Origin of the sequence: Pseudoalteromonas sp. NZS127 (assembly GCF_015864805.1) — a bacterium.
GTDB classification, from domain to species: domain Bacteria; phylum Pseudomonadota; class Gammaproteobacteria; order Enterobacterales; family Alteromonadaceae; genus Pseudoalteromonas; species Pseudoalteromonas nigrifaciens.
In genome coordinates this window covers 18,553-44,044 of the sequence record NZ_JADYWN010000023.1, presented here as the reverse complement: position 1 = coordinate 44,044, position 25,492 = coordinate 18,553, and the positions used below count along the sequence as shown (strand labels likewise).

General features: G+C 40.0%; 18 protein-coding genes and 2 pseudogenes. 6 read left to right on the top strand and 14 right to left on the bottom strand.

Features of this window, described 5'->3' with window-relative positions:
• The first annotated feature begins 35 nt into the window (after positions 1-35).
• The 4 genes from I6E78_RS16255 to I6E78_RS16240 all read left to right on the top strand — a co-directional run bounded on the left by I6E78_RS16255 (position 36) and on the right by I6E78_RS16240 (position 6,926).
• Positions 36-1,040, top strand: a complete 1,005-nt coding sequence (locus I6E78_RS16255; RefSeq protein ID WP_197182907.1) for a Gfo/Idh/MocA family protein — start codon at positions 36-38, stop codon at positions 1,038-1,040.
• A gap of 244 nt (positions 1,041-1,284) precedes the next feature.
• Entirely contained in the window at positions 1,285-2,145 is an 861-nt protein-coding gene (locus tag I6E78_RS16250) for an EamA family transporter (RefSeq protein ID WP_089369173.1), read from the top strand.
• Between the two features lie 688 nt (positions 2,146-2,833).
• Positions 2,834-5,251 carry a TonB-dependent receptor gene (locus I6E78_RS16245; RefSeq protein WP_197182906.1) on the top strand — a complete coding sequence of 806 codons (2,418 nt, stop codon included), beginning with the start codon at positions 2,834-2,836 and terminating at the stop codon, positions 5,249-5,251.
• An 88-nt stretch (positions 5,252-5,339) separates the two neighbouring features.
• Positions 5,340-6,926: a tetratricopeptide repeat-containing sulfotransferase family protein gene (locus I6E78_RS16240; RefSeq protein WP_197182905.1), complete on the top strand. Its 1,587-nt coding sequence runs from the start codon at positions 5,340-5,342 to the stop codon at positions 6,924-6,926.
• A 164-nt stretch (positions 6,927-7,090) separates the two neighbouring features.
• On the opposite strand, the gene I6E78_RS16235 is transcribed toward I6E78_RS16240, so the two are convergent.
• The gene (locus I6E78_RS16235; protein WP_041454909.1) at positions 7,091-7,948 is read right to left on the bottom strand and encodes a PA4780 family RIO1-like protein kinase; all 858 of its coding nucleotides are present in this window, start codon (positions 7,946-7,948) and stop codon (positions 7,091-7,093) included.
• A 628-nt stretch (positions 7,949-8,576) separates the two neighbouring features.
• Here I6E78_RS16235 and I6E78_RS16230 point away from each other — a divergent pair.
• Complete coding sequence (locus I6E78_RS16230) at positions 8,577-10,817, top strand: EAL domain-containing protein (RefSeq protein WP_197182904.1); 2,241 nt, start codon at positions 8,577-8,579, stop codon at positions 10,815-10,817.
• A 231-nt stretch (positions 10,818-11,048) separates the two neighbouring features.
• On the opposite strand, the gene I6E78_RS16225 is transcribed toward I6E78_RS16230, so the two are convergent.
• The 13 genes and pseudogenes from I6E78_RS16225 to I6E78_RS16165 form a co-directional block, all read right to left on the bottom strand.
• Positions 11,049-11,297: a DUF4282 domain-containing protein gene (locus I6E78_RS16225; RefSeq protein WP_011329879.1), complete on the bottom strand. Its 249-nt coding sequence runs from the start codon at positions 11,295-11,297 to the stop codon at positions 11,049-11,051.
• A gap of 160 nt (positions 11,298-11,457) precedes the next feature.
• On the bottom strand, positions 11,458-12,027 hold the full coding sequence (locus I6E78_RS16220) for a hypothetical protein (RefSeq protein ID WP_086994601.1): 570 nt from the start codon (positions 12,025-12,027) through the stop codon (positions 11,458-11,460).
• Positions 12,028-12,029: 2 nt separating this feature from the next.
• Positions 12,030-13,247, bottom strand: coding sequence for a murein transglycosylase domain-containing protein (locus I6E78_RS16215; RefSeq protein WP_197182903.1), 1,218 nt, complete (start codon positions 13,245-13,247; stop codon positions 12,030-12,032).
• 18 nt (positions 13,248-13,265) lie between these two features.
• Positions 13,266-13,979, bottom strand: coding sequence for a hypothetical protein (locus I6E78_RS16210; RefSeq protein WP_086994608.1), 714 nt, complete (start codon positions 13,977-13,979; stop codon positions 13,266-13,268).
• Positions 13,979-15,277: a hypothetical protein gene (locus I6E78_RS16205; RefSeq protein WP_231618022.1), complete on the bottom strand. Its 1,299-nt coding sequence runs from the start codon at positions 15,275-15,277 to the stop codon at positions 13,979-13,981. The genes I6E78_RS16210 and I6E78_RS16205 overlap by 1 nt, the downstream gene beginning before the upstream one ends.
• 6 nt (positions 15,278-15,283) lie before the next feature.
• Positions 15,284-16,651, bottom strand: coding sequence for a hypothetical protein (locus I6E78_RS16200; RefSeq protein ID WP_197182902.1), 1,368 nt, complete (start codon positions 16,649-16,651; stop codon positions 15,284-15,286).
• The gene (locus I6E78_RS16195) at positions 16,648-17,772 is read right to left on the bottom strand and encodes a hypothetical protein (protein WP_086994617.1); all 1,125 of its coding nucleotides are present in this window, start codon (positions 17,770-17,772) and stop codon (positions 16,648-16,650) included. The genes I6E78_RS16200 and I6E78_RS16195 overlap by 4 nt, the downstream gene beginning before the upstream one ends.
• Before the next feature lie 8 nt (positions 17,773-17,780).
• Entirely contained in the window at positions 17,781-18,683 is a 903-nt protein-coding gene (locus I6E78_RS16190) for an LPP20 family lipoprotein (RefSeq protein ID WP_086994620.1), read from the bottom strand.
• Positions 18,683-19,387, bottom strand: a complete 705-nt coding sequence (locus I6E78_RS16185) for a hypothetical protein (RefSeq protein ID WP_197182901.1) — start codon at positions 19,385-19,387, stop codon at positions 18,683-18,685. Before I6E78_RS16185 ends, I6E78_RS16190 begins: the two co-directional genes overlap by 1 nt.
• A gap of 308 nt (positions 19,388-19,695) precedes the next feature.
• Positions 19,696-20,313, bottom strand: a complete 618-nt coding sequence (locus I6E78_RS16180) for a LysE family translocator (protein WP_011329872.1) — start codon at positions 20,311-20,313, stop codon at positions 19,696-19,698.
• Between the two features lie 443 nt (positions 20,314-20,756).
• Positions 20,757-20,987: pseudogene (locus tag I6E78_RS16175) on the bottom strand (alpha/beta hydrolase family protein); the annotation flags it as partial.
• A gap of 51 nt (positions 20,988-21,038) precedes the next feature.
• Positions 21,039-21,272: pseudogene (locus I6E78_RS16170) on the bottom strand (alpha/beta hydrolase family protein); the annotation flags it as partial.
• A 51-nt stretch (positions 21,273-21,323) separates the two neighbouring features.
• Positions 21,324-23,792 carry an alpha/beta hydrolase family protein gene (locus I6E78_RS16165; protein WP_197182898.1) on the bottom strand — a complete coding sequence of 823 codons (2,469 nt, stop codon included), beginning with the start codon at positions 23,790-23,792 and terminating at the stop codon, positions 21,324-21,326.
• Between the two features lie 369 nt (positions 23,793-24,161).
• Between I6E78_RS16165 and I6E78_RS16160 the strand changes: the two genes are divergently transcribed.
• Positions 24,162-25,391, top strand: a complete 1,230-nt coding sequence (locus tag I6E78_RS16160; RefSeq protein ID WP_197182897.1) for a glycosyltransferase — start codon at positions 24,162-24,164, stop codon at positions 25,389-25,391.
• The last annotated feature ends 101 nt before the right edge of the window (positions 25,392-25,492 follow it).

Here is a 25,492-nt window from a genome sequence, read left to right as displayed (position 1 = left end):
TGCGTATCACTTTTTATGAATTTATAGAGTTGAGTATGAACTTTGTTATTGTCGGTACTAATTTTATTAGCGATACCTTATTAAAAGCAGCCAACACCTTAATCGATTTTAATTTATATGGTGTGTGCTCGCGCGCAACAACGAGCGGCGAAGCCTTTTTAGCTAAACACCCAAAAAATACTCAAGCAAAAATATTTACTTCAATAGAGCAAGTTTGCCAAGACGAGCACGTAGATGCCGTTTATATTGCTGCACCAAATAGCTTACATCAGTTATATGCAGTGCAATGCTTAGCAGCAGCTAAACATGTACTGGGAGAAAAACCAGCAGCGGCCAATAGTGCCGAACTAGCCGCTATTATAGCAACCGCTAAAAAGCATCAATGCTTATACATGGAAGCCATGATGACCACGCATTTACCCAACTTTGCACTGTTGCAACAGGCCATGCTAAAAATTGGTACGCCGCGTAAGTTTATTGGACAATATAGTCAATATTCGTCGCGCTACGATAAATATAAAAATGGCGAGCGCCCAAATACCTTTTTACCTCAATTTGCTAATGGTGCTTTGGTTGATTTAGGCATTTATCCGCTGTATTTATTAATAGCACTGTGGGGCGCACCAAATAGTGTACACGCAAGTGGTGTACTCCTTGATACAGGTGTAGATGGCGCAGGCGATGTACTCTTAAATTATCACGATAAACAAGCGGTGATCAGCTACTCAAAAATATCGCAAGGCGATAATATTACCGAAATACAAGGCGAACTTGGCCGCATTCGGATTGAAGCAGTGTCGCAACTCAAAAAAGTAGAGTTTATTGCTAACAACGGTGAACGTGAACTACTTTCGCAGCCTTTTGACGAGCATTTTATGAAATATGAAGTTGATCATTTTATGCAAATGGTGACACAAAAAGCGCCGCAATCGGATATTAATACACACCAGCTTAGTGTTGATGTAATGCATGTACTTGATACCGCTCGCGCGCAATTAGGTGTTGTATACCCAAACGATAAAGCGTTTGAGACAAATTAAACCTTTGCTATAGTGCCTATTAGCCGCTTTATAATATGAGTGTTAGTTTAATAGCTAACACTCATACGTTTTTAACTACTTTTTAGCTTGTGAAGCAACGAGCTTAACAGTCGCAACAACATATGTTTTCTTTAACAATAACAAAGCGTAAGTTGCTTAATATGTTGTTTATCGAATAAGTTTACCTCGAGTATCAAAAACAGGTAGAATGCGCCAAATTTAATAGTGATATACAAGGAAAATAATGCATTCATCTACGAAAGAACTCTTACTCGCTGTTTTTTGTATATTGCTCGCTATGGTAACTATCCAATCTGGTGCGTCGCTTGCCAAGCAACTCTTTCCTATTGTAGGCCCTGAAGGGACTACTGCACTGCGTTTAGGTTTTTCTGCCACTATTTTATGCCTGATTTTTAAACCGTGGAAACACTTACCTGCCGCAGGCCAACGATTTCCTATTTTAATTTACGGCCTGAGCCTCGGCGGTATGAACATTTTGTTTTATTACGCCATAGAGCGTATTCCACTGGGTATTGGCGTTGCACTTGAATTTACCGGCCCATTAGCAGTTGCATTATTTTCATCGCGCCGTAAGCGTGATCTATTTTGGGTAGGCTGTGCTATTGCGGGCATTTTATTATTACTGCCTGATATGAAAGGCCAAGAAAGCCTAGATCCGGTTGGCGTTATATTGGCGCTTGCCGCTGGTGCATGTTGGGCAGGTTATATTCTTTTTGGTAAAAAAACCGGTAATCAAGGCTCTGGTGGTGCAACTGTGGCTATGGGTATGACTATTTCGGCCATTGTACTTGTGCCCTATGGCGGAATTTTGCAAGCCTCTTCATTCAGTTGGGATATTATTCCGTTAGGTATTGCTATTGCAGTACTCTCAAGCGCCCTGCCGTATACCCTAGAAATGATCACTTTGCGTAATATGTCGTCGCAAGGCTTTAGTATTATGATGAGTTTAGAGCCCGCAATTGCAGCATTAGCCGGATTACTCATATTAGGCGAACTATTGTCTATTTGGCAGTGGCTGGCAATATTACTGGTAATTATTGCCTCTGTTGGCAGTTCAACTTCAAAACCACAAAGCAGCAGTTAAACTATCCTCATTAAGCGATTAGGGCGTATTAACCTTAGGGATTAAAATTTGTTCAATTTAGAGGCAATTTAATCCCGGCGCGAAATTTGTTATCTAATGGGCTCAATAACTGCCCCGGCTTTATTTTACTGGCTTACATCCATGCAGGAAAAGTTACTTCCCCCTAGATAGAAGCCTTCGGGCAGCACATGTTTGGCATTTATGCGTCGTTACCGCCTGCTTCTGGGGAATAACCACATTACATAGGCTCTGCCTAGCCTAAAAAACAAACGCACTGCTGTAAATTCAACCTCAAAAGATAAATACGCCCTACCCCCTAGTGACTTTAATTTTTTAATGAAAACGGCCATATTTTTTGTCTCATTTCTGCTTGTTACTTTAACCCTCAGCTTGCATTTAAATGCATAACGGTTTTGCTCATCCGTGTAATGTCACTCGCTACTCACATCTTGTTATAAAATTTTACTACTGTTTAGCTTTTAACAACTAAGCAGCAAGAGCTTACTGAATGCTTTTTAAGCAAGTAATTGTTGCTAGTGGTTATTTATTAATCTAAATAAACTTGGGTATAATATTTATTCTATAAAAGTGAATTATAATTCATATTTTTATTCCCAGATGTATTCCACCCTGATAAACTAAAACCCTTACTTACTCATTATAACTAATTGCACTAGGATCACTTTTTATGTTTAAACCAAGCCTGTTAACCTTGGCTATTTCAAGCACACTTTCAAGTGTGGTTTTATTCTCTAATACCGCTTCAGCTCAAGAACAAGTGGTTACAAAAAACAAATCACTTGAAGTTATAGAGGTTACGGCAACACGACGCAGCGGCTCTGTACAAGCAGCACCACTTAATATAACCGCGCTTGACGCTGATGTAATGAAAGATCAAAACATTAGTGAACTTGCCGATGTAGCACGCTGGGTTCCTGGTTTAACAATTACTGATCAAGGTGGCCGCGAAGGTTCACCTATTATTGTACGTGGTTTAAATACTAACTCATCGGGTCCAGCGTCAGATGGCGGCACTGTAGCAACTTATATCAACGAAATTCCGGTAAGTGTTGATATGCGCCTCGTTGATATTGAGCGCGTAGAAGTACTTATTGGGCCACAAGGTACATTATATGGCGCAGGTACATTAGGCGGCGCCATTCGTTACATGCTAAAAGCGCCAGAGCTTGATTTTACCTCAGGCGAAGTTTACGGTGATGTTTTCCAAACCCAAGAAAGTGACTCAGTAGGCGGTGAAGGCGGCTTTATTTTCAACTTACCAATTATTGAAGATAAACTTGCTATACGTACTAGCTTAAACCTATATAAAGATCCGGGTTTTGTAGATTACAATTATGTTGTTCGTGAGCCGGGAGTATCGCTTAGCGATCCTGATTGGAGCAATACTGATGCCGTTAACAACAACCTTAAACAAGTAAAAGATGCCAACGGCGAAACCACCACTACAGGGCGTATATCAGTTCGTTATAAAGCGAGTGAGTCTTTTGAAGGTACGCTTAACTATTTTTATCAAAAACAGGACAGCGAAGGTCGTTCAATTGTTCATAGCAACAGCTTAAATGCAAACAATGGCTTAAGCGATATAATTGGTAAGTACGAGTCAGCGTATCGTTACGAAGAGCCACGCGTGAAAGAAGATCAATTACTTAGCCTAGAACTCAAAGCAGACTTAGGCTTTGCAGAGTTAGTATCGGCTACCGGTATATCAAGCTTTGAAGCCGAAGGTCAACGCGACCAAACCGATTTACTGATCCGTCTTGATTATGGCTACGAAGAATTTCCAGCATTTTCAACATTTACCCGCGAAACTGATGAAGTAGACACCTTTACCCAAGAGCTGCGTTTAGTATCACAAAGTGATAGCGATTTGAGTTGGATAGTAGGTGGTTTTTATAATAAAAAAGACACAGATGCTTCAAGCAGAGAATTTACACCAGGCTTTGATCAGTTTGCGGTTGATAACTTTGGCGCAACTCAACTTAGACCTGATGCACTAGAGTACCTAGAAATAACGAGCAGCAAAGTAACAGAGTCAGCTCTTTTTGGTGAAGTGGGTTATCAAGTAACCGACAAACTAGATATAACGCTTGGTGTGCGTTTTTACGAATACGATGTAAAGTCTAAAGCTGCTTTTGACTTTCCGCTGGACGACACTTTGAAAGGTGAGAGAGGCCCTAACGATATCGCTATTAACTTTGAAGAAAATGCAGCAAGTGATAACGGTAATTTATTAAAATTTAACGCTAAGTATCAATTTAATGACACCGTAATGGGCTATGTAACGGTAAGTGAAGGCTTTAGAATTGGTGGTTCAAATGGCTTGGTTCCGTGCCCTGATCTACTTCCTGAGGATCAACAAACAGGCTGTGGTAAACCAGATGAAATGCTATTTGATGCCGATATAACGACCAATTACGAGCTTGGCTTTAAAAGTACATGGTTTAGAAGTCAGTTACACTTTAACGCTGCACTCTTTAACGTAGATTGGGACAATGCACAAATTACTGGGGCAACCGCAGTGGGGCAACTGCCTTACCTTTCAAACGCTGGCAGTGCTAACGCAAAAGGCATTGAAATTGCTACTCGCGCTATTTTATCAGACTCATTTAGCGCCTACGCAACATACGCTTACACTAAAGCTGAGCTAACATCAGATGCACCATTTTTGTTTAACGCTGACGGGAGTGATGGCGCTGCAGATGGCGATCGCCTACCTGGTTCGCCAGAGCATCAGTTTTCATTAGGTATTAATTACCAAACTGACGTGTTTAACGACAAAACATTAGATATAAACTACGGCTTAACTGCGCAAAGTGACGTTATTTCCAAAGTTGGTTTACGTGATAACGGTGAAGTACTACCAGGTTACAGCTTAAGTAATATTTCAGCTAAGTTAACAGCAGATGCGTGGTCAACTACATTGTATGTTGATAATATGTTTAATAAATATGCTGTTACATCGGTACGTCGCTCAGATGCCGATATTACAAGTGCTAATGGCGCAGAAATACAACGTAACTATGGCCATTACATTAACCGCCCTCTTACGGTAGGCATTAAATTTAACTACAAGTTTGAAATATAATTTAAATTACATTTAAACTGTACTTAATCTATGTCAAAAAGGCTCAAATTTATTTGAGCCTTTTTATTTATACGAGCTAACTATAACTATGCCCCCTAGCCTAAAACAGTTACATCAAAGTGCCATAAATTACTTAAACCAAGGTGATGTGCAACAAGCGCATAAAGCTTTAGTTGAACTTGTTACCCAAAAACCAGACTTTGCAGACGGCTATTTTTTACTAGCTATGGTAAACCTACAAGTGGGGCAAATCTACAAAGCCATTCAGCTGATTGAAAAAGCGCAAGGTTTGCAAGAAAATGTTGAATACACAGCGCAACTGGCAAAATGTTACGCACTTACAGGGCAACTACAAAAAGCCAAAGCAACCGCATTAAGTGTTGCACTTAGCAAAATAACCAAAGCGCTGGATGCAGACACTTTAGGCGTTGCACTCACACAAGCGGGTTTACACGAACAAGCGATAAATTACTTTGAATACGCGTTAACACTGGCAAATAACAAACAAACTCCGCAAGCACAGTTCTTTTATAACTTTGGTGTTTGCGCTAAGTTTTTAGGCCTTTTTGAGCAAGCTCAAAATGCGTTTGAAAATGCTATTACTCTAAAACCATTACACCACCAAAGCCACTTTGCATTGAGCGATTTAACTAAGGCAAGTGCGCAAACTAACCATATTGAACGCTTAAAAACGGTTGCTGAACAGGTTACTCACCCCGATGCAAAACTACATATTGGCCATGCTCTAGCAAAAGAATATCAAGATATTGGCGCATTTTCGGATGCCTTTTTAGCACTGCAACAAGGTAAAGCCGATAAACTTAAAAACAGCCCATTTGATAACGAGGGATCAGCGGCTTTATTTGCACATATTAAAAAATTAAGCCTTGAACATAACAAGCCAAACGCCTCAGGTAACCCAAGCAACGAGCCTATTTTTGTTTTAGGTATGCCGCGCTCTGGCACCACCTTAGTAGAGCGTATTTTATCAAGCCACAGCGACGTGCAATCAGCAGGGGAGCTGCAAGACTTTGGCTTGTGTGTTAAAAAAATAAGCAAAACCACCTCGCCGCACGTGCTTGATAACCAAACCTTGAGTAGCGCCTATCAAATTAACTTTGAGCAACTTGGCACTCATTACTTAAATGCTACCCGTGTAGTTACAGGTAATAGTAAACACTTTATTGATAAACTCCCCTTTAACTTTTTTTATATTGATTTAATAACCAAAGCATTACCTAATGCAAAAATAATTTGCCTGCTGCGCGACCCAATGGACACCTGTATTGGTAACTATCGCCAACTATTTAGTATTAATAACCCTTATTACGCTTATTCGTTAGATTTACTTGATACCGCTAAATTTTATAGCCGTTTTTATAAACTCATGCAGCATTTTCAAAGTTTGCATAAAAATACAATAAAATTAGTTCAGTACGAGGAGTTAGTAGCGCAGCCCGAAGTGCAAATTAAAGATTTAGTTAAGTTTTGTGAGTTAGCGTGGCAACCGCAGTGTATTGATTTTCATTTAAATACAGCGCCGGTTTCTACCGCCAGTAAAGTGCAGGTTCGTCAACCGCTCAACAACAAAGCTATTGGCCGCTGGCGTGCATTTAAACCACATACAAATGAAATACAGCAGTACTTTAAAGCGCAGGGAATAGGAGTGAAATAACTGCTAAATTACTCAAGGTGAAAGGGAAAGCGTTAAAACAAAAAAACATTTTGCTTTATACAGGCTCAGGCCGCGATTAAGTTAACCTTTGTTTTATTGAATTTAACTGCAACGGTTTGATGTCTAGCTACTAAACGCTAGACATCAGCTTAATTTAATTAAGTTTAAGCATCTTCGTCAACGTCTCGAATACGGTCTAAGCGCTCCAGCTCTTCTTCACGAGCGGCTTCAATTTCTTCAAGTATTGCATCAACATCAGCGGCTTCGCTGTTATCTTCAAATTCACCTGTTAAAGTGGAGTTAGCCGTTAAGTTAGCCTCAGAAAACAATGCCCACATTTCTTTGGCGTATTGAGTTTGCAATAAAGCTGGGGCATATTCGCCGTAATAACGGCGCATATTATTAACATCGCGAGCAAACATTGCTTCGGCGCTATTATTCGCTGCAGCATTAACCGCTTGCGGTAAGTCAATAATTACCGGGCCTTTGCTGTCAACCAACACATTAAATTCTGATAAGTCGCCGTGGATGATACCCGCACACAACATTAATTTAATGTAATGCATCATTAAGCTATGCTGCCTAATCGCCTCTTCTTCACTAAGAGCTACATTACCTAACTGCGGTGCAACGTCGCCGCTGTCATCGCACACAAGCTCCATTAGCAACACACCATCAATACAGCCGTAGGTGTCGGGTACACGTACACCGGCACTCGCTAAACGTGATAGCGCATCAACTTCGGCATTTTGCCAAATCTCTTCTTCTAATTGGCGACCATAACTTGAGCGTTTACCCATAGCACGCGCTTGGCGCCCACCACGAACTTTACGGCCTTCTTGATATTGTGCGGCTTTTTTAAAACTACGTTTACTGGCTTCTTTATAAACTTTAGCGCAGCGAATATGATCGCCACACTGCACTACAAAAACATCGGCTTCTTTACCGCTCATAAGCCTGCTGAGTACGTCATCAATTAAACCATCATCAACTAGCGGTTGTAGGCGTTTAGGAATTTTCACAGATTTTCTGCTAAATAAAAGGCGCTAATAACGTTTATTTTATTAACTTGGTTATGGTTGTCTAGGTGGTTCAAACGAGGTGTTACCTTTGCAGATTAAGTGCGATTATAGAGTAGTAGCAAGCAGTAATAACATTTAAGTGTAAACTAAGCAGCTACATATATGTGGCTAGAATAAGCGACTCAAGCGTAAAAGCCAACCGCATTTTATAATATTTCAGCTTTTTTAAACAAACTTTAATACTGGCTGCATTTACTGCAATAAAATTTATGCCTAACTACAATAAATAATGGCTATTTAGTGTATGCAGTAACGCCAAAACGAGATTTTATTGCTGCAAAGACTTATGCGTTACTTGATATTTTAAAAAAGCACTTCGCTGAAGTCACCTTAGGCACTAAGCACCACTTATAACAATTAGCATTGTTGTTATATATAACAAATGATAACAACCAGTTAAAAGTAAAAACGAAAAGAGTTTAAATTTTATTCGACTCTAGTATTGAGTTAAATTAGATAATGTTTACAATATCAATAAGGTGCTGCTTAATTAATATAAAATAAATTTCTCGTTTTTATTAACGCTATGCGCTCAGACACATTAACTATTATTTAGGAACTTTTCTGAGTGACTCCAGCACAACATTCAGCATTATTTGCAGCCCAACAACAGATTATAGAGCAGATCGCATTGGGTGTAGATATACACCTGTGCCTGCATAATATCTGCGAGCAAATTGAAGCAATTATTGACTCTAAAAATGCTAAAAGCTCGATTTTAACTCTAGAGGGCAACCAACTTCGCCACGGTGCTGCGCCTAAACTTCCCCCTGAATATTGCCAAGCAATAGACGGTGTTACAATTGGAGATAATGTAGGCTCATGTGGCACTGCAGTGTACACAGAGCAACAAGTTATTGTTAGTAACATAGCTACTAGCCCACTTTGGGCTAATTATAAAACTATTGCATTAGCACATGGTTTGCAAGCGTGTTGGTCTACTCCTATTTTTTCCTCAGACAACAAAGTGCTCGGTAGTTTTGCCGTTTATTACACCCATCCAAACGCACCAACCGCATTAGATTTAAAGCTTATTGAACGCTTTACTCATTTATCGGGCCTAGCAATAGAAAAAGCGCGCTCTGTCGCAAGAGAAAAAGCACTTAGTTTAGAGCTACAACGTTCTAACGATAAATTAAAAGCATTTATTGAGGTGATCCCCGATTTAGGAATCATTTTTGATGAACAAGCGCGGTATATTGAAAGTTATGGTGCTAGCAACGAGTTGCAATGTAATAGCTTAAGTAATGAGCAACGCATAAGTTCGCTACCATTAGGTGATCCTAATAAAGTAATCTCTATCATTACTAAAACACTGAAAACAGAGCAAGTACAACTGTACGAGTACGAACTTAACTGTATGGGTAACCGACATATTTTTGAAGCTAGAACGTCAATTATTAATAACTACCTACTTGATGAGCCAAATAAAAAACATGTTTTATGGATGATACGCGACATTACCGAGCGTAAACTTGCTGAAGAGCAAGTTAAAGAGTTGGTATTTTACGACCCATTAACCACATTGCCTAATCGCCGCATGCTAACTGACACGCTTGAATTGATGATCAGCGAATCTAAAAAGCAGCTTTCATTTGGCACTCTATTATTTTTAGATTTAAATGACTTTAAGCGCATTAATGATTCATTAGGCCATGTTATCGGTGACGAGGTTTTACTAGAAGTTGCTATGCGGTTAAAAACCGTTATTAAAAATGCAGGTATTATTGCGCGAATTGGTGGCGATGAATTTGTAATTTTACCTAAGCACCTAAGTAGTAATAAAAACAATGCACAAAGCCAGGCAATAGTGTGTGCCAAGCAAATACTCGACTGCTTCAAAAACCCATTTAAAATAAACAACTGTAGTTATAAAATTACCGTCAGTATTGGCATTAGTTTTATTGAAGGCCCAGACACAACAAGCAACGATGTATTAAAGCGGGCCGATACAGCTATGTATAGCGCCAAAAAATTTGGCGGCCATCGTTTTGCGTTTTACGATCCGGCACTGCAACACGAATTAGACTTACGTTTACAGCTAGAAAGCGACATTATAACTGCAATAAAAGAAAAGCAGTTTGCGGCTTACTTTCAGCCGCAACTTGATTGCCAAGGTAATATTATAGCCGCTGAGGCATTAATTCGCTGGATACACCCTATAAAAGGCATTATATCACCCTACTACTTTATTCCTGTTGCGGAACAATCTGGTCTGATTGATCAATTGCAAAGCACTGTATTGTTTGACGCCTGCATGTTAATTAAAACGCTAGAGCAAACACAGCAACTTCATGATTCATTTTGTGTTGCTATTAATATTAGCGCCTGCCAATTTATAACACATTCCTTATACAACAATATTGTTAGTATTGTAGATGCGTTTGGTATATCTCCTACAAGATTTAAACTGGAGATAACCGAAAGCATTTTACTGGATGACATGGCTGAAAATATTGCACAAATGCAGCAGCTCAAAGCTAAAGGGTTTAGGTTTTCGATTGATGATTTTGGCACTGGTTATTCATCGTTAGCCTATATACACACTTACCCCGTTGATGAGCTAAAAATAGATAAAAGCTTTATTGATAAAATACATGAAGGTAATAGAGGGTCTGCCATTGTAAGTACTATAACCTCACTTGCGCACAACCTTGGCTTTAATGTTATTGCCGAAGGCGTTGAAACCGCAGAGCAAGCTAAAACACTCGCACAACTTAATATTACCGGTATGCAAGGCTATTATATGGCTTATCCTATGCCCGCAGCTGAGTTTATTTCTTGGTTAAAACAACAGCTTAACAGTTAGTAACAGCAAAGAATAAGAAGCGCAGCGCCCCCCCCTTAACCTCTTTATAAATAATTTACTTAAAACTATGTTTGCAAATGTATTTTAGGCTTTTTGAACCTCAAAGTGGTTAAAGTGAACTACCCATCGACGCCACTTCGTGTCGATCAATGGGTTTTCTCGGAGTTTTTTGGATAAAATAACGTGTCTGGTTTTATTTCTAACTGAAACTTACTGTGACACGTTAAAATTTTATTCTGATTTATTAGCTATTTTTTGTAAATTCTCGTGAATTTTGAATAAAACGATAAGTAGTTCACACCAAATTCTAGCGCCAATTACACCACCAACAATAATACCAAGCCCAGCCCAAAAACCACCACCGTACTGCACAAACATAGTGGTTACACCAGAAATTACAGCACCTAGTAACATTAACCAATATACAAAAGTAATGATTTTAGGTGTCAGCATAGATTCAAAGAAAAAAATATCTTTCATTTTTTAGTCCTTTTTAAAATAGTCAGTAAATTTTTATTTCACAAAAAATGAGCGCTTACTAGCCCTCATAGTTATTATCTAGCTAGCCTTAATAAAGCTAACTGGCTGTATATTTAATTAAAGCTAATTACGCTATTAAATTAAAAATTAGGTGTCGCAGTTACTTATTTAAATTATCGAGTTCTTTTTCTAAGTCTTTCATTGCTTTTTGCGCTTTGAACTCTTCGTAAAGCGCTTCGCGTGAACCGGGATCTAAACGTTTACCTGATTTAGCCACTAGGTTATTAAAGGTATCTTGTGTGTTGCTCATTACTACTAAGGTACAAAGTTGTTTTTTACCATCTAAACGTGCAAATGCTACTTCTTGAGGTATAGCGCCAACAAGACTTTGCTCTGCAACTTGTTTACTTACTTGCTCAAATGTACCACCTACATTTAGCTCATCATTACTTTGCGCTTTACGTTGATATAGACGGTCCATAACACTTGCTTTTACTTGTATTTGCTGCGATAAATCTGCACGCGCTGCTGCAATTGCCTGCGCTCTGTCTGTAGACATACTGCCCGACCAAGGTACACATGACGAAGAAGCTAAACCTTTATCTGATACAGGTAGAAGTACCCAATTTGGTACTGAATCATTTTTAGCAAGCGGTGCTGATTGCGTTTTCTCTGTACTTGAACACGCACCTAACGCCAAAGCGGCGATTACTGGTAATAACTTTTTCATATTTAAATTCCTTTCAATTGTGCTTGATAATATGCGGTGCGTTTAACCACCTTTTGTAAATAATTACGGGTTTCTTGTGCAGGTAAGTTATTCACCATATAGGCATAAATCTTATCTGCCGACATTGCATTAGCAGCAATACTTGCCTGATTTAGTGAGTTTGAGCCGCTGAGAGTTTTAGCTACATTGCCTGGGCCAGTATTATATGCGGCTATGCTCATATACAGTCTTGATTGCTCGTTACGTACATTTTTAAAATAGCGATTACTTAAAATATGCAGATAAGTACTCCCTGCTTCTACGTTATTATCTGCCTTAAATAAATACTCAGGGCTAAGCAATAACGGCTTACCTTGCAAGAAGTTACTTACATCTTTACCCGCAGAGGTAGGCACTATTTGCATTAAACCAAATGCAGGGATAGGTGAGCGTGCCAGTGGGTTAAAGCTCGACTCAGTATGTATTATGGCTAACAATAAGGCTGGCTCTAAGTTATAACGCGCAGCTTGTACTTTTACCTCTGGCAAATAACGCTTTGCTTGGTTTGAAAGCGTATTAGCAGGCAATTTGTAGCTAATTGTCACCCTATCTTTTTGCTTAGTTATTACAGGAGCCTTTGCAGCTAATACCTCTTGTACAATTTCTGTAGAGAGCACTGTTTGCTCAGCTACTTTTTTAGATTGAGTAGCGGTTAGTGGTTTACTTTGCTCAACCTTGTTATTTAAGGGCTTGCCTGTTGAGATAATGCTTTTACTGTTAAGTGTGTTATTTGCTGTAATATAAATTGGATCTTTGGCAAGCGTTTTATCTACGGTTACCTGTGAGAGCTCGTTTAACTGCTCTTTTGCATATTCAACTGCTTGCTCATCGCTTTTGCTACTTAATAACTCAACAACCACTTCACCGCTTTCAAAGTTTACACTGGTGCGTTTATTTAAATCGTCACTATATTTGACCCACACTTTTGAGCTAGGTAGGTTTGGGTCTTGCCATTTCGCAGTTATTTGTTTTAAATAAGCACTCTCAGCATCACGCCAGGCACTCACAAACGCTTCAAACTCTTGCTTTTGTTGTTGTTCGTACTGACTAAACTCACTTTGACGCTGCTTTAAAAAAGCCTCAAATTCGGCTTCATCACTTGTTTTGGCTAGGCTATTTAAGCTTAAAGTAAGGCATGCAATAGTACTTAACCTTAGTAAGTATTTACTTTTCAAGTACACTTTTTATATCCTTATAAATTAAAAGTAGCTGCTTAAATCATCTGCGCTTTGCTGCTCATATTCAGCCTCTGCGGCTAAACCTAAACGTTTACAATCAATACTTTCACACTGTTGCATTAATGAAATGACTTGTTGGTAGCGCATGTCTTTAAACCATACTTGCGCCACAGACACTTTCGCGTCATCAAGTTTAAGTTCATCGGCTACTAAGTATTTATCTAGGTAAGCTAGGCGCTCGCTTTGCGGTGATTGGTCGGCAACAAGTGCAACGGCATCAGATATAGTCGATGGGTGAGCCATTGCTATTTTAAGTAATGCACGCAAGTTATTTTTATCTTGCTGTTTGCCTACTTGCCATGCTGCTCTAATTGCTAAACCTGCCTCGTTTATGTCTGCAGCAGCAGGGGTAACAATACCTGTACAGGTTAGCCATTCTTGCTGTTTTTCTTGCTTATACCCCGTAACCTCAGCTTCAATAAAACTCACCGATTCTGGTAAGGTAATATTAAGCTTATTAGCTAAGGTACTTTTTATAATACTGCGCTCAGGCAGGGTCAATGCATTACGACATGCCTGCTCAAGCGCATTTTTTGCACTCGATTTTAACGCCTTAACTCGGGCGTATTGACCATTAGCCTGACTTTTAAAAAAAGCAGTTTGCTGTTCAATTGTTTGCTCTGAGTCGAAGGTGGCCGAAGCCACCAACGAAAGCGCTAAAATAGATGCTAGCATTAAAGCTCCTCTTCACTCGCTACTTTACCCGAAGCACCTTGTGGATTAGCCGCTTTTTCGTTTAAACCACCCACCGCTTTAATTTTATGACCTGAACGACTCATACCATTTACTGTATTGCCGTTATTGCCTGTCATTTCTTTAGCTGCTTGACGTGCCGTTGCTTCTAAGCTTGGCGCATAAACAGCAACGCTGTACTGCCAAAAGCCGTCATCGCTTGCAAAGCTTTTTACACTCACACCTGGTGGTAATTTACCTTTAGACAATGTTGCATATTCATCAGACACTTTTAATTGGTTTAAAAATGTATTTCTATCCTCTTCTAGCACTTTTACTTGCTGTGGATCATTTAGGTTAGGATCGTCGTATTCAAACTGCTGGGTACCTTCCATTTGCTTTTCGTCAAAGCTACCTTCCCAATATACTTTCTCTCCTTGCATAGTGGCTAAAAGCGCTGAGCGTGCACGCGTTTGCGATTGTGATTTAGCAGCGCCTTTTAATTTACGTGCCACTTTATTATTTTTATTACCACGTATTATTGCCGAACCATAACCTAGTACTATTACTTCTCCGCTATCGGCGTTAGTTAACACTTTTGCGCCAACCGGCGGTAAAACACCTGATTTAACATCACTAATTACTTGTTGAAAAATAGCATTTGGCTCTGTAGTCACAGCAACTGCACCTCGGTTACCTTTTATTTGCGAGCGTGTTTTAGGTGTCGATATTAAACTAACGCGTACTCCTTTTTCTTCATTGTTATCGTACACGTCATAAGTAACAAAACCTGCTAAAGAACCCGATACCGACTCCTTACACGCTTCCATCATATTTGTTTGCTCGTTTGCAACACCCTCAACACCGGTATCTATTACATCCATTGTTGCACTTACTACATTGCTACATTGGTGCTCAACACCTTTCATGTTTTCTATTAATTGCTTTTTAGCAATTAAATAAGCCTGATTATAAGCGCCTCGTTTTGAAAGCAATGTCGCATTCATGTTGTCATAAGTGTTATAGCTAGCACTACCAATTGATAAAATACCAGTACCACTGCCTACTTGAATCATTTTTATGCCGTCTTCATCGTCATCAATCAGCGCTTGATGGGCAACAGCTACCGCTACATTAGTATCTTTTGCAACCACTACATCGCCCGACACTTGGGCTTGATCTGCGTTAGCTACTTGTGCACCAGGGCGAGCTGGGATCATGTCTGTTAAACTAAATTCTTCAGCTGCAATTGCAGGCATAGCTAAAACCATTGCTAATGTTAATATTTTCAATTTCATCATCTGTCCTTATTTGTACCTGAGTGTAAAGTCGTTTTCGATTGTAATTTTAGAAAGTGTTTTTGCGGTAATCGTTGCTAATGCTTGATCAAGTGCATGGGCAAGCTCACCGGTATTACCTTTGTATCTAAGGCTTGCAACTGTATAGTCACTGCGCTTATCGATAGCTACGTCGCTTACACCACCTAAAGTGCTTAATACAGCATGCAATTTTTCTGGTTGCGTTAATTTATTACTTGGCAACAGAACTTCTCTTACTAATCCGCCTCTTGCAACAACTTGAGTAAACGCAGTATTAAGCGTACTGTGCAGTGCTTTTGACTGCGATTCACTGGCTAAATGTACTGCCATTAAATCTTTTTCTACGTAAGGGTCATCAGGCAAAGACATAAATGAAGGATCGTTTTTCCAATTCCCATAAATGTTGCCAGCTAAATCTCGCACATTAACACTTAAGCGAAGTTGACGATTATTACCACGTTTAATAACATCAGATTGTGCATAAATCACTAAACTCGCCGCACCACCTACTTCAATACCTTGCTCACTCAACCAAACTTTTAACTCTGTTTTTAATTGCTCAGGAGCGATTACTTGTACTCTAGGTGAGCCAATCATACTCAACAATTGCGATGCCTGCTGAATTAGCGGTGCTTTTTCGACTACCGCCATTATCGTAATTTCTACGCCACCATTTTTTAGCTGCTTACTTTGGAGCGTTTGCCACTCTTTAACCAACCCTTCGCTATGACTAGAAAGCTGCTGACCAATCAACTCCTGCATATTGGTTGACTCATTACCGTCAACAATATTCATACTCATGCTTGATGATTGCGTGTGTTGCTGCGTAAGCCAAACCCCCACCACCTGAGATACAGCTCTTTGTAGTGCATCTTGCTCAGCATTAATTAATGCTGTTTTACCTTCTTTTTTCCAGCCTTGACCTATTACTGTCACGCTTATATCTTGGGTCGCTTGTTGCCAGCTTTGCTCTTGTATTTCACCTAATTCTTGTGGGTTAAGGCTTACCGTCATGCAAGTGTCGTTACCACTGAGTGCTGGCGCTGAGTAATTTAAAGGAACTGCACCTGCATTTAAACCTTCGATCATAGTAGTGCGTTGCTGCTCATATAAACTGGCGGCATCATCTGTTAAATTGGTTGTTAAATGCTGCTGTGCGCTTTGCGTTGTCAGGCTTTTATTACCTTTAATAAAACTTATAAGCTCAGCACTGGCCTGCGCTTTTGCACCAGAAATAGCAGTGCTACCACGCCCATAAGCACACGCCTGGGTTTGTAATGTTCCATCCGCTAAAACATCCACTTGTGCTTGTACGCTTAAGGAGCATAACGCTAATAAGCAAAGCTTTTTGATCATGTACGGTTCTCCAAAAATCCAGCTGGTGTGCCTACCGAAACTGCAAATATTTTTGCACCTTTTGCTGGGCGATAAATACCATTTTTAGCTTTACCTTTAACGTCATCTGCAATATCAGAATCTTTCCAGCGGATAATTTCGCCTTGAGCACTGTTACTAGAAGGCATGACACTCGCAACGCCAATTGGCTCCACAAAACCCGCTTCATAACTAAAAACAATCATAGTTTCGTTAGGTAATACCCCGGCATTTTGGCCACGATCAAGGCTAATTTTATTTCCTTTAATACCTAACACTTGTGCTGTTGCAGGCATTTCACTGAGCATACGGGTAAGTAAAATATCAATACCGCGCGAGCCCATATCATTGATTACTGCATTTACATGGGCACTATCATCAAATCGAAAACCAGCAACATAACGATTATTTACTCGGTGAAACTTCAATTCTGAGCGTTCGCGCACGTCTTCTGACTTAACGCGGATTTTTCCAAGGTTAGGGTGCGATAGTTTTTCCCGTGTTTGAGGGTTAATCACCCCAGTGGTAAGCTCTAGCGTGTAATTGGCCCAATCGCTGTAACCCCCTTCGGTTTTTAGTGTTCTGAGTGAATCTATTTTTACAATAAAATCTGGCATTAATGCCCTTACTTCAGCTCTTTTAGCGGCCGCATTTGTACCCTGTTGCTCTAAAAATATTTGCTGTTCTTTGGAAATTGTATCGTCATCGCGAGTAATAATTCTAAAGCGGCTAATACCGGCAAACTGGTTTTCGAGCATAAAGAGTAAATTTTCATTATCGAACTCACGCATTGCATCTACACCAATGCCACTGCCAGCTACTTGAGCTAAGTCAAAATACATACGTACTATGGGCTTTTTCAGTGGGCAGCTTTCGGCCTCATTATTAACATCAAAGGTGCAACGCTCTAGCCCTTGAGTATCAAAATAGGCAGGAATGGTAATATCGTGATCTTTAAAGTCGTAGGCACTTTTAGCAACAACCGCATTCGATGCACGATTACTTACTTTTTCTACTTGCGTACTGCTGCCAGGCTTTGTTTGACAACCAGCTAATAAGGCAAGTGTTAATGCTGACAGAGTTAATTTTTTTACTAATTTCATTATTATTCCTAAATATCAAACAGCCATTGGCTAGCAGGCGCTTTAAGTTGTTGCACTAAGTTTTGAATCACTTTTTGTTTGGCATTTTCACGCGTAGCGGCACTTTCTTGGGCATTTAAATCGTGTTGCAATAACACTTTAAAAGGGCTAGTGCTGCGTGTTAGTGCTAGTGATAAAATGGCTTTTGCAGAGTGTTTAGTTGTAGTTTGCGCGTATTGCCAACGTAATTGTGGACGAAGCCATAGTTGTGTGTCGCCGCTGTGAGGTAATGCGTCGTTTAAAGCAGATTTAATTTCGTGTGCGCTGATTGCACCAATCACATCGCACGCAACTGCATTAAGTGCAATTGACTGTTCGGTTAATAAATTATTCAGTGTTGATTTAATCAACAACTCAGAACCTGATAAATGCTCCAAAACTGCTAACTTTTTTATCGCTTGGTTTAGTAAACCACTATTTTGCAGTGCCCAAATAAAACGTTGCTCAGCATTTTTTTCTGGAGGGGTAATTCGCGATAGTACCGATAAATCAGATTTTAACGTTTTTACTATAACCGACTTTTTAACACCCATTTTTAAAGCAAATAAGTTGTTTTGTGCAACTGCATTTAACTGCTCAATCCCCGTTAATGTAAACGGTAAACTATTGAGTGTTGTTGCTTGCTCAAAATAGCTGGCTAATTTATTGTTTTGCTTGCTCAACAACTGTGTTTGCTGGGTGCTTACATCAACACTGAGTTGGGTTACAATCTCGGCTAAAGCCGCTTGCTTTGCAGCTAAGCGGCTCTCACCAATACCCACCGCAGTAATGTATTCATCACTTTGTTGCGATTGAACTACCCAAACAGGCCAGCTTTGCGCTGAGCTTGTACAAGCAAATGCCAATAAAAAGGCAAAAATGCTTGTTTTCATTAACCTTTCGCTTCTAGCTCTAGCTGTAGCTCATTAATTGATGAAATAGTCGCTTGCTCTAATTCAATAATTTCATTCGCTTCTAATGCTAACGAAAGCTGATCTTTTGCTTTTAACAATGCCACACCAATATCTTTTGGATTTTCTGCTTCATCTTCCTCACCAGCAAACATACCCATCATACTACTGCCAGCACTGAGCGCTAATGCCATCGCTACTTCATTTTTATATTGAGATAAAATATAAGCAGACTTTGCAATTTCAACGGTTAAGTCGGTAGCAAGTGCGACGTTTTGTTGATATATACTTTCGTTTGCTTGGTTATAGGCAGCAATTTTATGACCAATTTTTTCATCTTTATTTTTTGCACCCGCATCAAATTCAGTTATAGCTATTTGTAACTCTTCAGGTGTTGCATCTTTGTATGCATATAAAAAAGCTTGAACATCACGATGATTATCAGTAGACGTACGGTACTGACCCATTACTTTATATTGGCGCTCAAGCACCATAGCCGATGCATTTAGAAATTCATTGATGCCTGGCACAATGTCTACCGGGTGTTGGTAACCAAGTGTATCCATGCGTGTAGATAACTCAGCAACAACAGCGTTACGATCTAAGTCACCAGAAGTATCAGCTGTAGACACACAGCCAGCAAAAAGAGGAGCAAAAATAAGCGCAGAAAGGATAGTTTTTTTCATGTGGCAATTCCCTGTACATTTAAAAGGCAAGAAAGCATGTAGCTAAGCCGTTGACTTAATTCATTCTTCCTTGAATATTTTGTTAGAATTACCGAATTTGTTACAAATTGCAATACAGAAAATTAAGAAACTTTTATTGTTTGTAATTAAAATAGCAACAAATGTAACCACAGCAAGGCGTTCAGCTGAGGTTAATACTTTCAGCTCATTTTTACATAATCAATGTTTTTTACCCATTTTAGGAGCTAATAACAAAAGAAAACTACTTTTTTAATATTGTAATGCCGAGTAATTAATCTATTAAAGCACTACCCTAAAGCCAGCCATACACCAACGGCGACCATTAAACTGCCCGCAATGCGATTCATCCACTGGATGTTATTACCGCGCGTTAAAAATAATCGTAAGCTTTTTCCACCTGTTGCATAAGCCAACATACTTAAAAATTCGGTAACCATTATTACACTTAACAACACTAAAAGTTGCGGGGCTACGTCATGTTCAATGTTTATAAATGGTGGTAGTAATGAGATCATAAACGCCCAGCCTTTTGGATTGGCAATTGCAGTTACAAAGCCTTGCGTAAACAGTGACTGGCGACTTACAGCTGTAGCATTGCTGGTATTTACCGACATTTTTCCTTTAGATCGCCACATGTTTATACCAATGTAAATTAAGTATGCACCGCCTACCCACTTTAAAATAGCAAACGCCTCTGGATAATTAAGCATAATACTCGCCACGCCTAGCACTGCAGCAACTGCAACACTAGCAACGCCGAGTAGCTCGCCAAGCATCATCCACAAAGTGCGCCGCACGCCAATACTCATGCCTAGCGTCATGGCTAATGTCATACACATACCTGGGGTGATCGAAACAAAAAAGAAGGTGGGAATAAATACCGCGAGTACTGTTATATCAATCATTTAAAACTCGTAATGGGTTAAAGACAAAGTTGTAATAGGTTCTAGGCGAAAGGGTAAAGGAAAAAGAGCTAAGGTGAAAGATAAATGATATGTAATATGACCATTTGTACTCGCTCACCTTGAGCCAATTTTTGGTAAGGTAACCTCCCCCTTAAACAAAGTATCAGCCCAAAATAAATTTTACCTATTAGTAAAACATCTTCCCACTTGAAAGCCCTGAACAGCAAGGCTTTCGCGTTATTTATCCTTTATTATGAAAAACAAAAAGCGTCTGAATTTGGAAATTTTATACACTCATATATGGCAAAAGTCTGAGATGATAAAGTGCAAAAATACATTTTGTTGCTCTAAAGTGCGGCGTACATACGCTCACTTTGCATTGGGAAGGTGCCGTGAGATTTAGAGTGGATCTTCTTGCTCTCACAGCATAAACACGTACTTTACTACTGGCTCGGTGTTGGCTCTGCCACTTGCTCCGTTGTTACCTTTTCCGGCTCGGCAGAGTCATTAAGTAAGTACTTATCTAACCACTGTTCTTGCTCCCACAATACATGCAGTAAACTTTTACGGGCTCGATAGCCATGTGCTTCATGAGGTAGCATAACTAAACGCGCTTCTTTACCTAAGCCTTTTAACGCGGCGTACATACGCTCACTTTGCATTAGGAAGGTGCCGTGAGATTTAGAGTGGATCTTCTTGCTCTCACAGCGTAAACACGTACTTTATTACTGGCTCGGTGTTGGCTCTGCCACTTGCTCAGTTGTTACCTTTTCCGGCTCAGCCTCTTCATCCATTAACAGGTATTTGTTTAGCCACTGTTCTTGCTCCCACAAGACATGCAGTAAGCTTTTACGAGCACGATAACCATGTGCTTCATGGGGTAGCATAACTAAACGCGCTTCTTTACCTAAGCCTTTTAATGCGGCGTACATACGCTCACTTTGCATTGGGAAAGTGCCGTGAGATTTAGAGTGGATCTTCTTGCTCTCACAGCATAAACACGTACTTTACTACTGGCTCGGTGTTGGCTCTGCCACTTGCTCAGTCGTTACCTTTACCGGCTCAGCTGAATCATTTAGTAAGTACTTATCTAACCACTGTTCTTGCTCCCACAAGACATGCAGTAAGCTTTTACGGGCTCGATAACCATGTGCTTCATGAGGTAGCATAACTAAACGCGCTTCTTTACCTAAGCCTTTTAACGCGGCGTACATACGCTCACTTTGCATTGGAAAAGTTCCAGAATTCGGATCTTCTTGCCCGTGAATCATCAACATTGGCTCGTTAATTTTTTCGGCATGAAAAAAGGGCGACATGTTTGCGTACACATCTTGGGCTTGCCAAAAGTCGCGCTCTTCGCCTTGAAAGCCAAACGGCGTTAAGGTGCGATTATACGCGCCACTGCGGGCAATACCGGTTTTAAACAAGTCACTATGCGCTAATAAGTTAGCCACCATAAATGCACCATATGAATGCCCTGCTATGGCAATATTGTTTTTATCAGCAATTCCTTTTTTAACCAATACATCTACGGCAGCTTGTGCGCTGGCCACTAGTTGCTTTCTAAAGTTATCATTTGGTTCACTGCCCTCAATACCTACAATAGGCATTTTAGGATCGTCAAACACCGCAATACCTTTAGCTAAGTAAGGCATTGGGCCCCAGTAACCAATAGAGGTAAACTCATAAGGCGATTCACGCACTTGAGAAGCGACTGCTTTGTCTTTATATTCAAGCGGGTATGCCCACATTAATACAGGTAATGGACCTTGAGATTTATCATAACCTGGTGGTAAATAAAGTGTGCCTGAAAGCTCAACACCGTCATCTCGGGTATAACGTAATTGCTCTTTTGTTACGCCTTTAAATGCAGGGTAAGGGTGCTCAAAATTAGTAATTTGAGTTAAATTTTGTTTATTTAAATCACGAATAAAAAAGTTAGGTTGCTCTGCTTTAGACTCTCTAATAGTAATAAAACGCTTACCTTCGTCATCAAGTAACGCACGAACACGCTCATAATAAGGTGCCGCTGATTGCCACAAACGTTTGCTGCTATTCGTTTTTACATCGTATTGATCTAAAAACGGCACATTACCTTGCTCTGATGCGCCATTACCGCGTAAAAATAGATAGCGTCCGCCAACCACTTTTATTACCTTGCTGCCTAAATCATTGCGCTCATATAGTGCTCTACCAGGGTCTTTGTAGGCATCGTTGTAACTACGCTCTGAAAATAATATGCGGTTTTTATCAGCATCACGTGGGGCAATAATATAAGTACGCACTTGGCGGTCACTAAAGCGCCAATCGCTGAGCATAGCAATATTATCGTTACCCCATTCTATACCCGAATAACGACGCTCTACTTTAGCAAACAGTTTAGGCTCGCGCTTAAACGGTGCACGTAAGCTGTAAATAAAGTCGTGATATTCAACATCGGTTTTCATATCACCACCATCTTGCGCTTCAGCCCAAATAACCTCTGCACCTTGATCGCCTCGCCACTCAAAGTCACGTCTGCCAGTACGTACACTGTCGTAGCCTTGTGGAATATTATCGGCTAATGGTTGTTTTGCCAGCTCAACTAGTGAAAAACCACGCATTCCCCATATTTGCCATGTTGTAGCAAAGCGGTTGTATGGAACTTGATACGAAAATGGCTCGTTTATGCTTGCCACTAATATATTGGTTGAGTCGGGTGATACTGAAAATGACTTAAGCAACGCAGGGCGGCCAATCGGTTGCGCATGTCCATCAAGCGTTATATAGGCGAGTTGCCCTTGGCCATAAAACTTAAACTGCGCCTCATCAAACGGACCGGTTAATAAGTTTTGATAAGTACGTGCAGGGGCTTTTTCGCCGCTACTTTGCTGAATAACAGGCACAGTACTTTGACTATCATTTTGTAACCTGGTTTTTCCTAAATTCACGGCTAAATTTGCAACCAAGGCACTGCTATCGGGTAGCCATTCATAAGGGGATGCAGTAAGGACAGAGTTTAGCGCAATTGAGTTTAGCTCATTAGCTTGTTTTGTTTTTACATTGTATAACCATAAACGCGCATCATTTTTTTGCTCAACCACGAAGGCTAAGTACTCACTATTTGATGACCACTTTGGCGCGCGAATAATACCTTGTGGCAAGTTATTAATATTAATAACCGTACCACTTTGTACGTGTTTAATTTGCATCGCACTGTATTTTGCACTTACGCGTGAGCGTGAAAAGTTTGCCGGGTTGAGTTTAATGCCCGCCAGTTTAAGCTCCTCTTTTGCCAACTCATCTAGCGACACAACACGTTTGCGCTCAAACAATGCCAGCCATTGGCCATCGTCTGACAAACTACTGGTGGGCGATAACTTAGCATCTACTAATGCAGCAAGTTCAGCCGATGGCGTTTGATATCCTTGCTCTGCATAGCTCATTGGCAGTAATGCAATACAGCCAATAAAGGCAACTAACAGCCTAAAAGCGTTCATGTTTTGTCCTTTAGTAATTATTTAGTTTAATAAAGCTATCTAAACATGTTTTGCCGCATTCATAAAGCATTAAGGTTATACAAAATAGCGTAAATGATTTATCGCCACCCTAACTTAAGCTACACTACAGCGCTATTTATAAAGTGCTGTACACCTAAAAAACAATGCTGATGAATAAAGTAAATGCAGTCATATTTTTTAATATTACCCATTAATAAAAAATGACTTTATAAGCATTGAACTTGTGTAGAACTAGTGCGCTAAATTTACTGTACTACTACCGTTATTATTGTAATAACCATCACAAAAAATAAGCTTACCTGTTTCTATATGGGTAAATTTAAACTTACTAAAAAGAGATCCTAGCCAATGAAAAAAGTGCTGGTAATTGGCTACGTATGGCCAGAGCCCAACTCATCTGCTGCAGGCACGCACATGATGTCGTTATTAAATGCCTTTAGAGCCCAAAACTGGCAAGTAGAGTTTGCAACGCCGGCACTGCGCACCGAGCACATGATCAACCTTGACGACTTTGGTATTAGTAGCCAGAGCATTGCGCTTAACTGCGAAAGTTTTGACGATTACGTTAAAGCATATGCTCCCGATATCGTTATGTTTGACCGTTTTATGATGGAAGAACAGTTTGGTTGGCGCGTTGATAAGCATTGCCCGAATGCGCTGAAAATTTTAGATACTGAAGATCTACAATGTTTGCGTAATGCCCGCCACGAAGCCCACAAAGGCGAGCGAGAATTTACCACTAACGACTTGCATTCAGACATAGCAAAACGCGAAATTGCAGCCATCTTACGTTGCGATTTAAGCCTTATTATTTCTAGCTATGAAATGAGTTTACTTAATGATGTATTTAAAATAGAGCCTAGCTTATTACACCATTTACCTTTTATGGTCGATTTAAACACATTGCCCACCAGCACTAAAACCTTTGAGCAGCGCCAACACTTTATGACCATAGGTAACTTTAGGCACGCGCCAAACTGGGATGCTGTGCTTTATTTACAACAAATTTGGCCTCTTATTCGCAAGCAACTGCCTAAAGCTGAGCTGCATATATATGGATCGTACCCGCCGCCAAAAGCAACTGCACTTAACAACCCTAAATCGGGGTTTTTAATTAAAGGCTGGGCCGATAATGCGTTTGAGGTAATGCAAAGCGCACGAGTATGTTTAGCACCACTGCGTTTTGGCGCAGGTATTAAAGGTAAATTACTTGAAGCCATGATTATGCAAACCCCAAGTGTTACCACTAATATTGGCAGTGAAGGTATGCATAATGAGTTACCTTGGCCTGGAAAAATAGCAAACACCGCCGAAGATTTTGCAAATGCAGCCGTTGAAATGTACAACAATCAAAGTGAATTTGAACAAGCACAACAAGATGGCAATACACTACTTAATACGCTGTATGACAAAGCCCAGTTAAGCGCTGCGTTAATTCAAAAAGTCGATTCAATAAGTAGCGATTTAAATGCCCATCGCGAAAAAAACTTTACAGGCCAAATGCTCAAACATCATACAATGCGCAGCACACAATACATGTCGCAATGGATAGCTGAAAAAAATAAAAAATTAGATTAAAAATGACTAGACACACACCAATTAGTGTTTAAAATCGCGCCCATTAAACGTGGGCAAATTTTTAATACCAATCTACCTTAAACGGTACAATTCAGCGAGAA

Coding starts and splice junctions, on each gene's coding strand:
- I6E78_RS16255 (WP_197182907.1), top strand. CDS start 36: ATGAACTTTGTTATTGTCGGTACTAATTTTATTAGCGATACCTTATTA.
- I6E78_RS16250 (WP_089369173.1), top strand. CDS start 1,285: ATGCATTCATCTACGAAAGAACTCTTACTCGCTGTTTTTTGTATATTG.
- I6E78_RS16245 (WP_197182906.1), top strand. CDS start 2,834: ATGTTTAAACCAAGCCTGTTAACCTTGGCTATTTCAAGCACACTTTCA.
- I6E78_RS16240 (WP_197182905.1), top strand. CDS start 5,340: ATGCCCCCTAGCCTAAAACAGTTACATCAAAGTGCCATAAATTACTTA.
- I6E78_RS16225 (WP_011329879.1), bottom strand. CDS start 11,297: ATGAAAGATATTTTTTTCTTTGAATCTATGCTGACACCTAAAATCATT.
- I6E78_RS16220 (WP_086994601.1), bottom strand. CDS start 12,027: ATGAAAAAGTTATTACCAGTAATCGCCGCTTTGGCGTTAGGTGCGTGT.
- I6E78_RS16210 (WP_086994608.1), bottom strand. CDS start 13,979: ATGCTAGCATCTATTTTAGCGCTTTCGTTGGTGGCTTCGGCCACCTTC.
- I6E78_RS16205 (WP_231618022.1), bottom strand. CDS start 15,277: ATGATGAAATTGAAAATATTAACATTAGCAATGGTTTTAGCTATGCCT.
- I6E78_RS16200 (WP_197182902.1), bottom strand. CDS start 16,651: ATGATCAAAAAGCTTTGCTTATTAGCGTTATGCTCCTTAAGCGTACAA.
- I6E78_RS16195 (WP_086994617.1), bottom strand. CDS start 17,772: ATGAAATTAGTAAAAAAATTAACTCTGTCAGCATTAACACTTGCCTTA.
- I6E78_RS16190 (WP_086994620.1), bottom strand. CDS start 18,683: ATGAAAACAAGCATTTTTGCCTTTTTATTGGCATTTGCTTGTACAAGC.
- I6E78_RS16185 (WP_197182901.1), bottom strand. CDS start 19,387: ATGAAAAAAACTATCCTTTCTGCGCTTATTTTTGCTCCTCTTTTTGCT.
- I6E78_RS16180 (WP_011329872.1), bottom strand. CDS start 20,313: ATGATTGATATAACAGTACTCGCGGTATTTATTCCCACCTTCTTTTTT.
- I6E78_RS16165 (WP_197182898.1), bottom strand. CDS start 23,792: ATGAACGCTTTTAGGCTGTTAGTTGCCTTTATTGGCTGTATTGCATTA.
- I6E78_RS16160 (WP_197182897.1), top strand. CDS start 24,162: ATGAAAAAAGTGCTGGTAATTGGCTACGTATGGCCAGAGCCCAACTCA.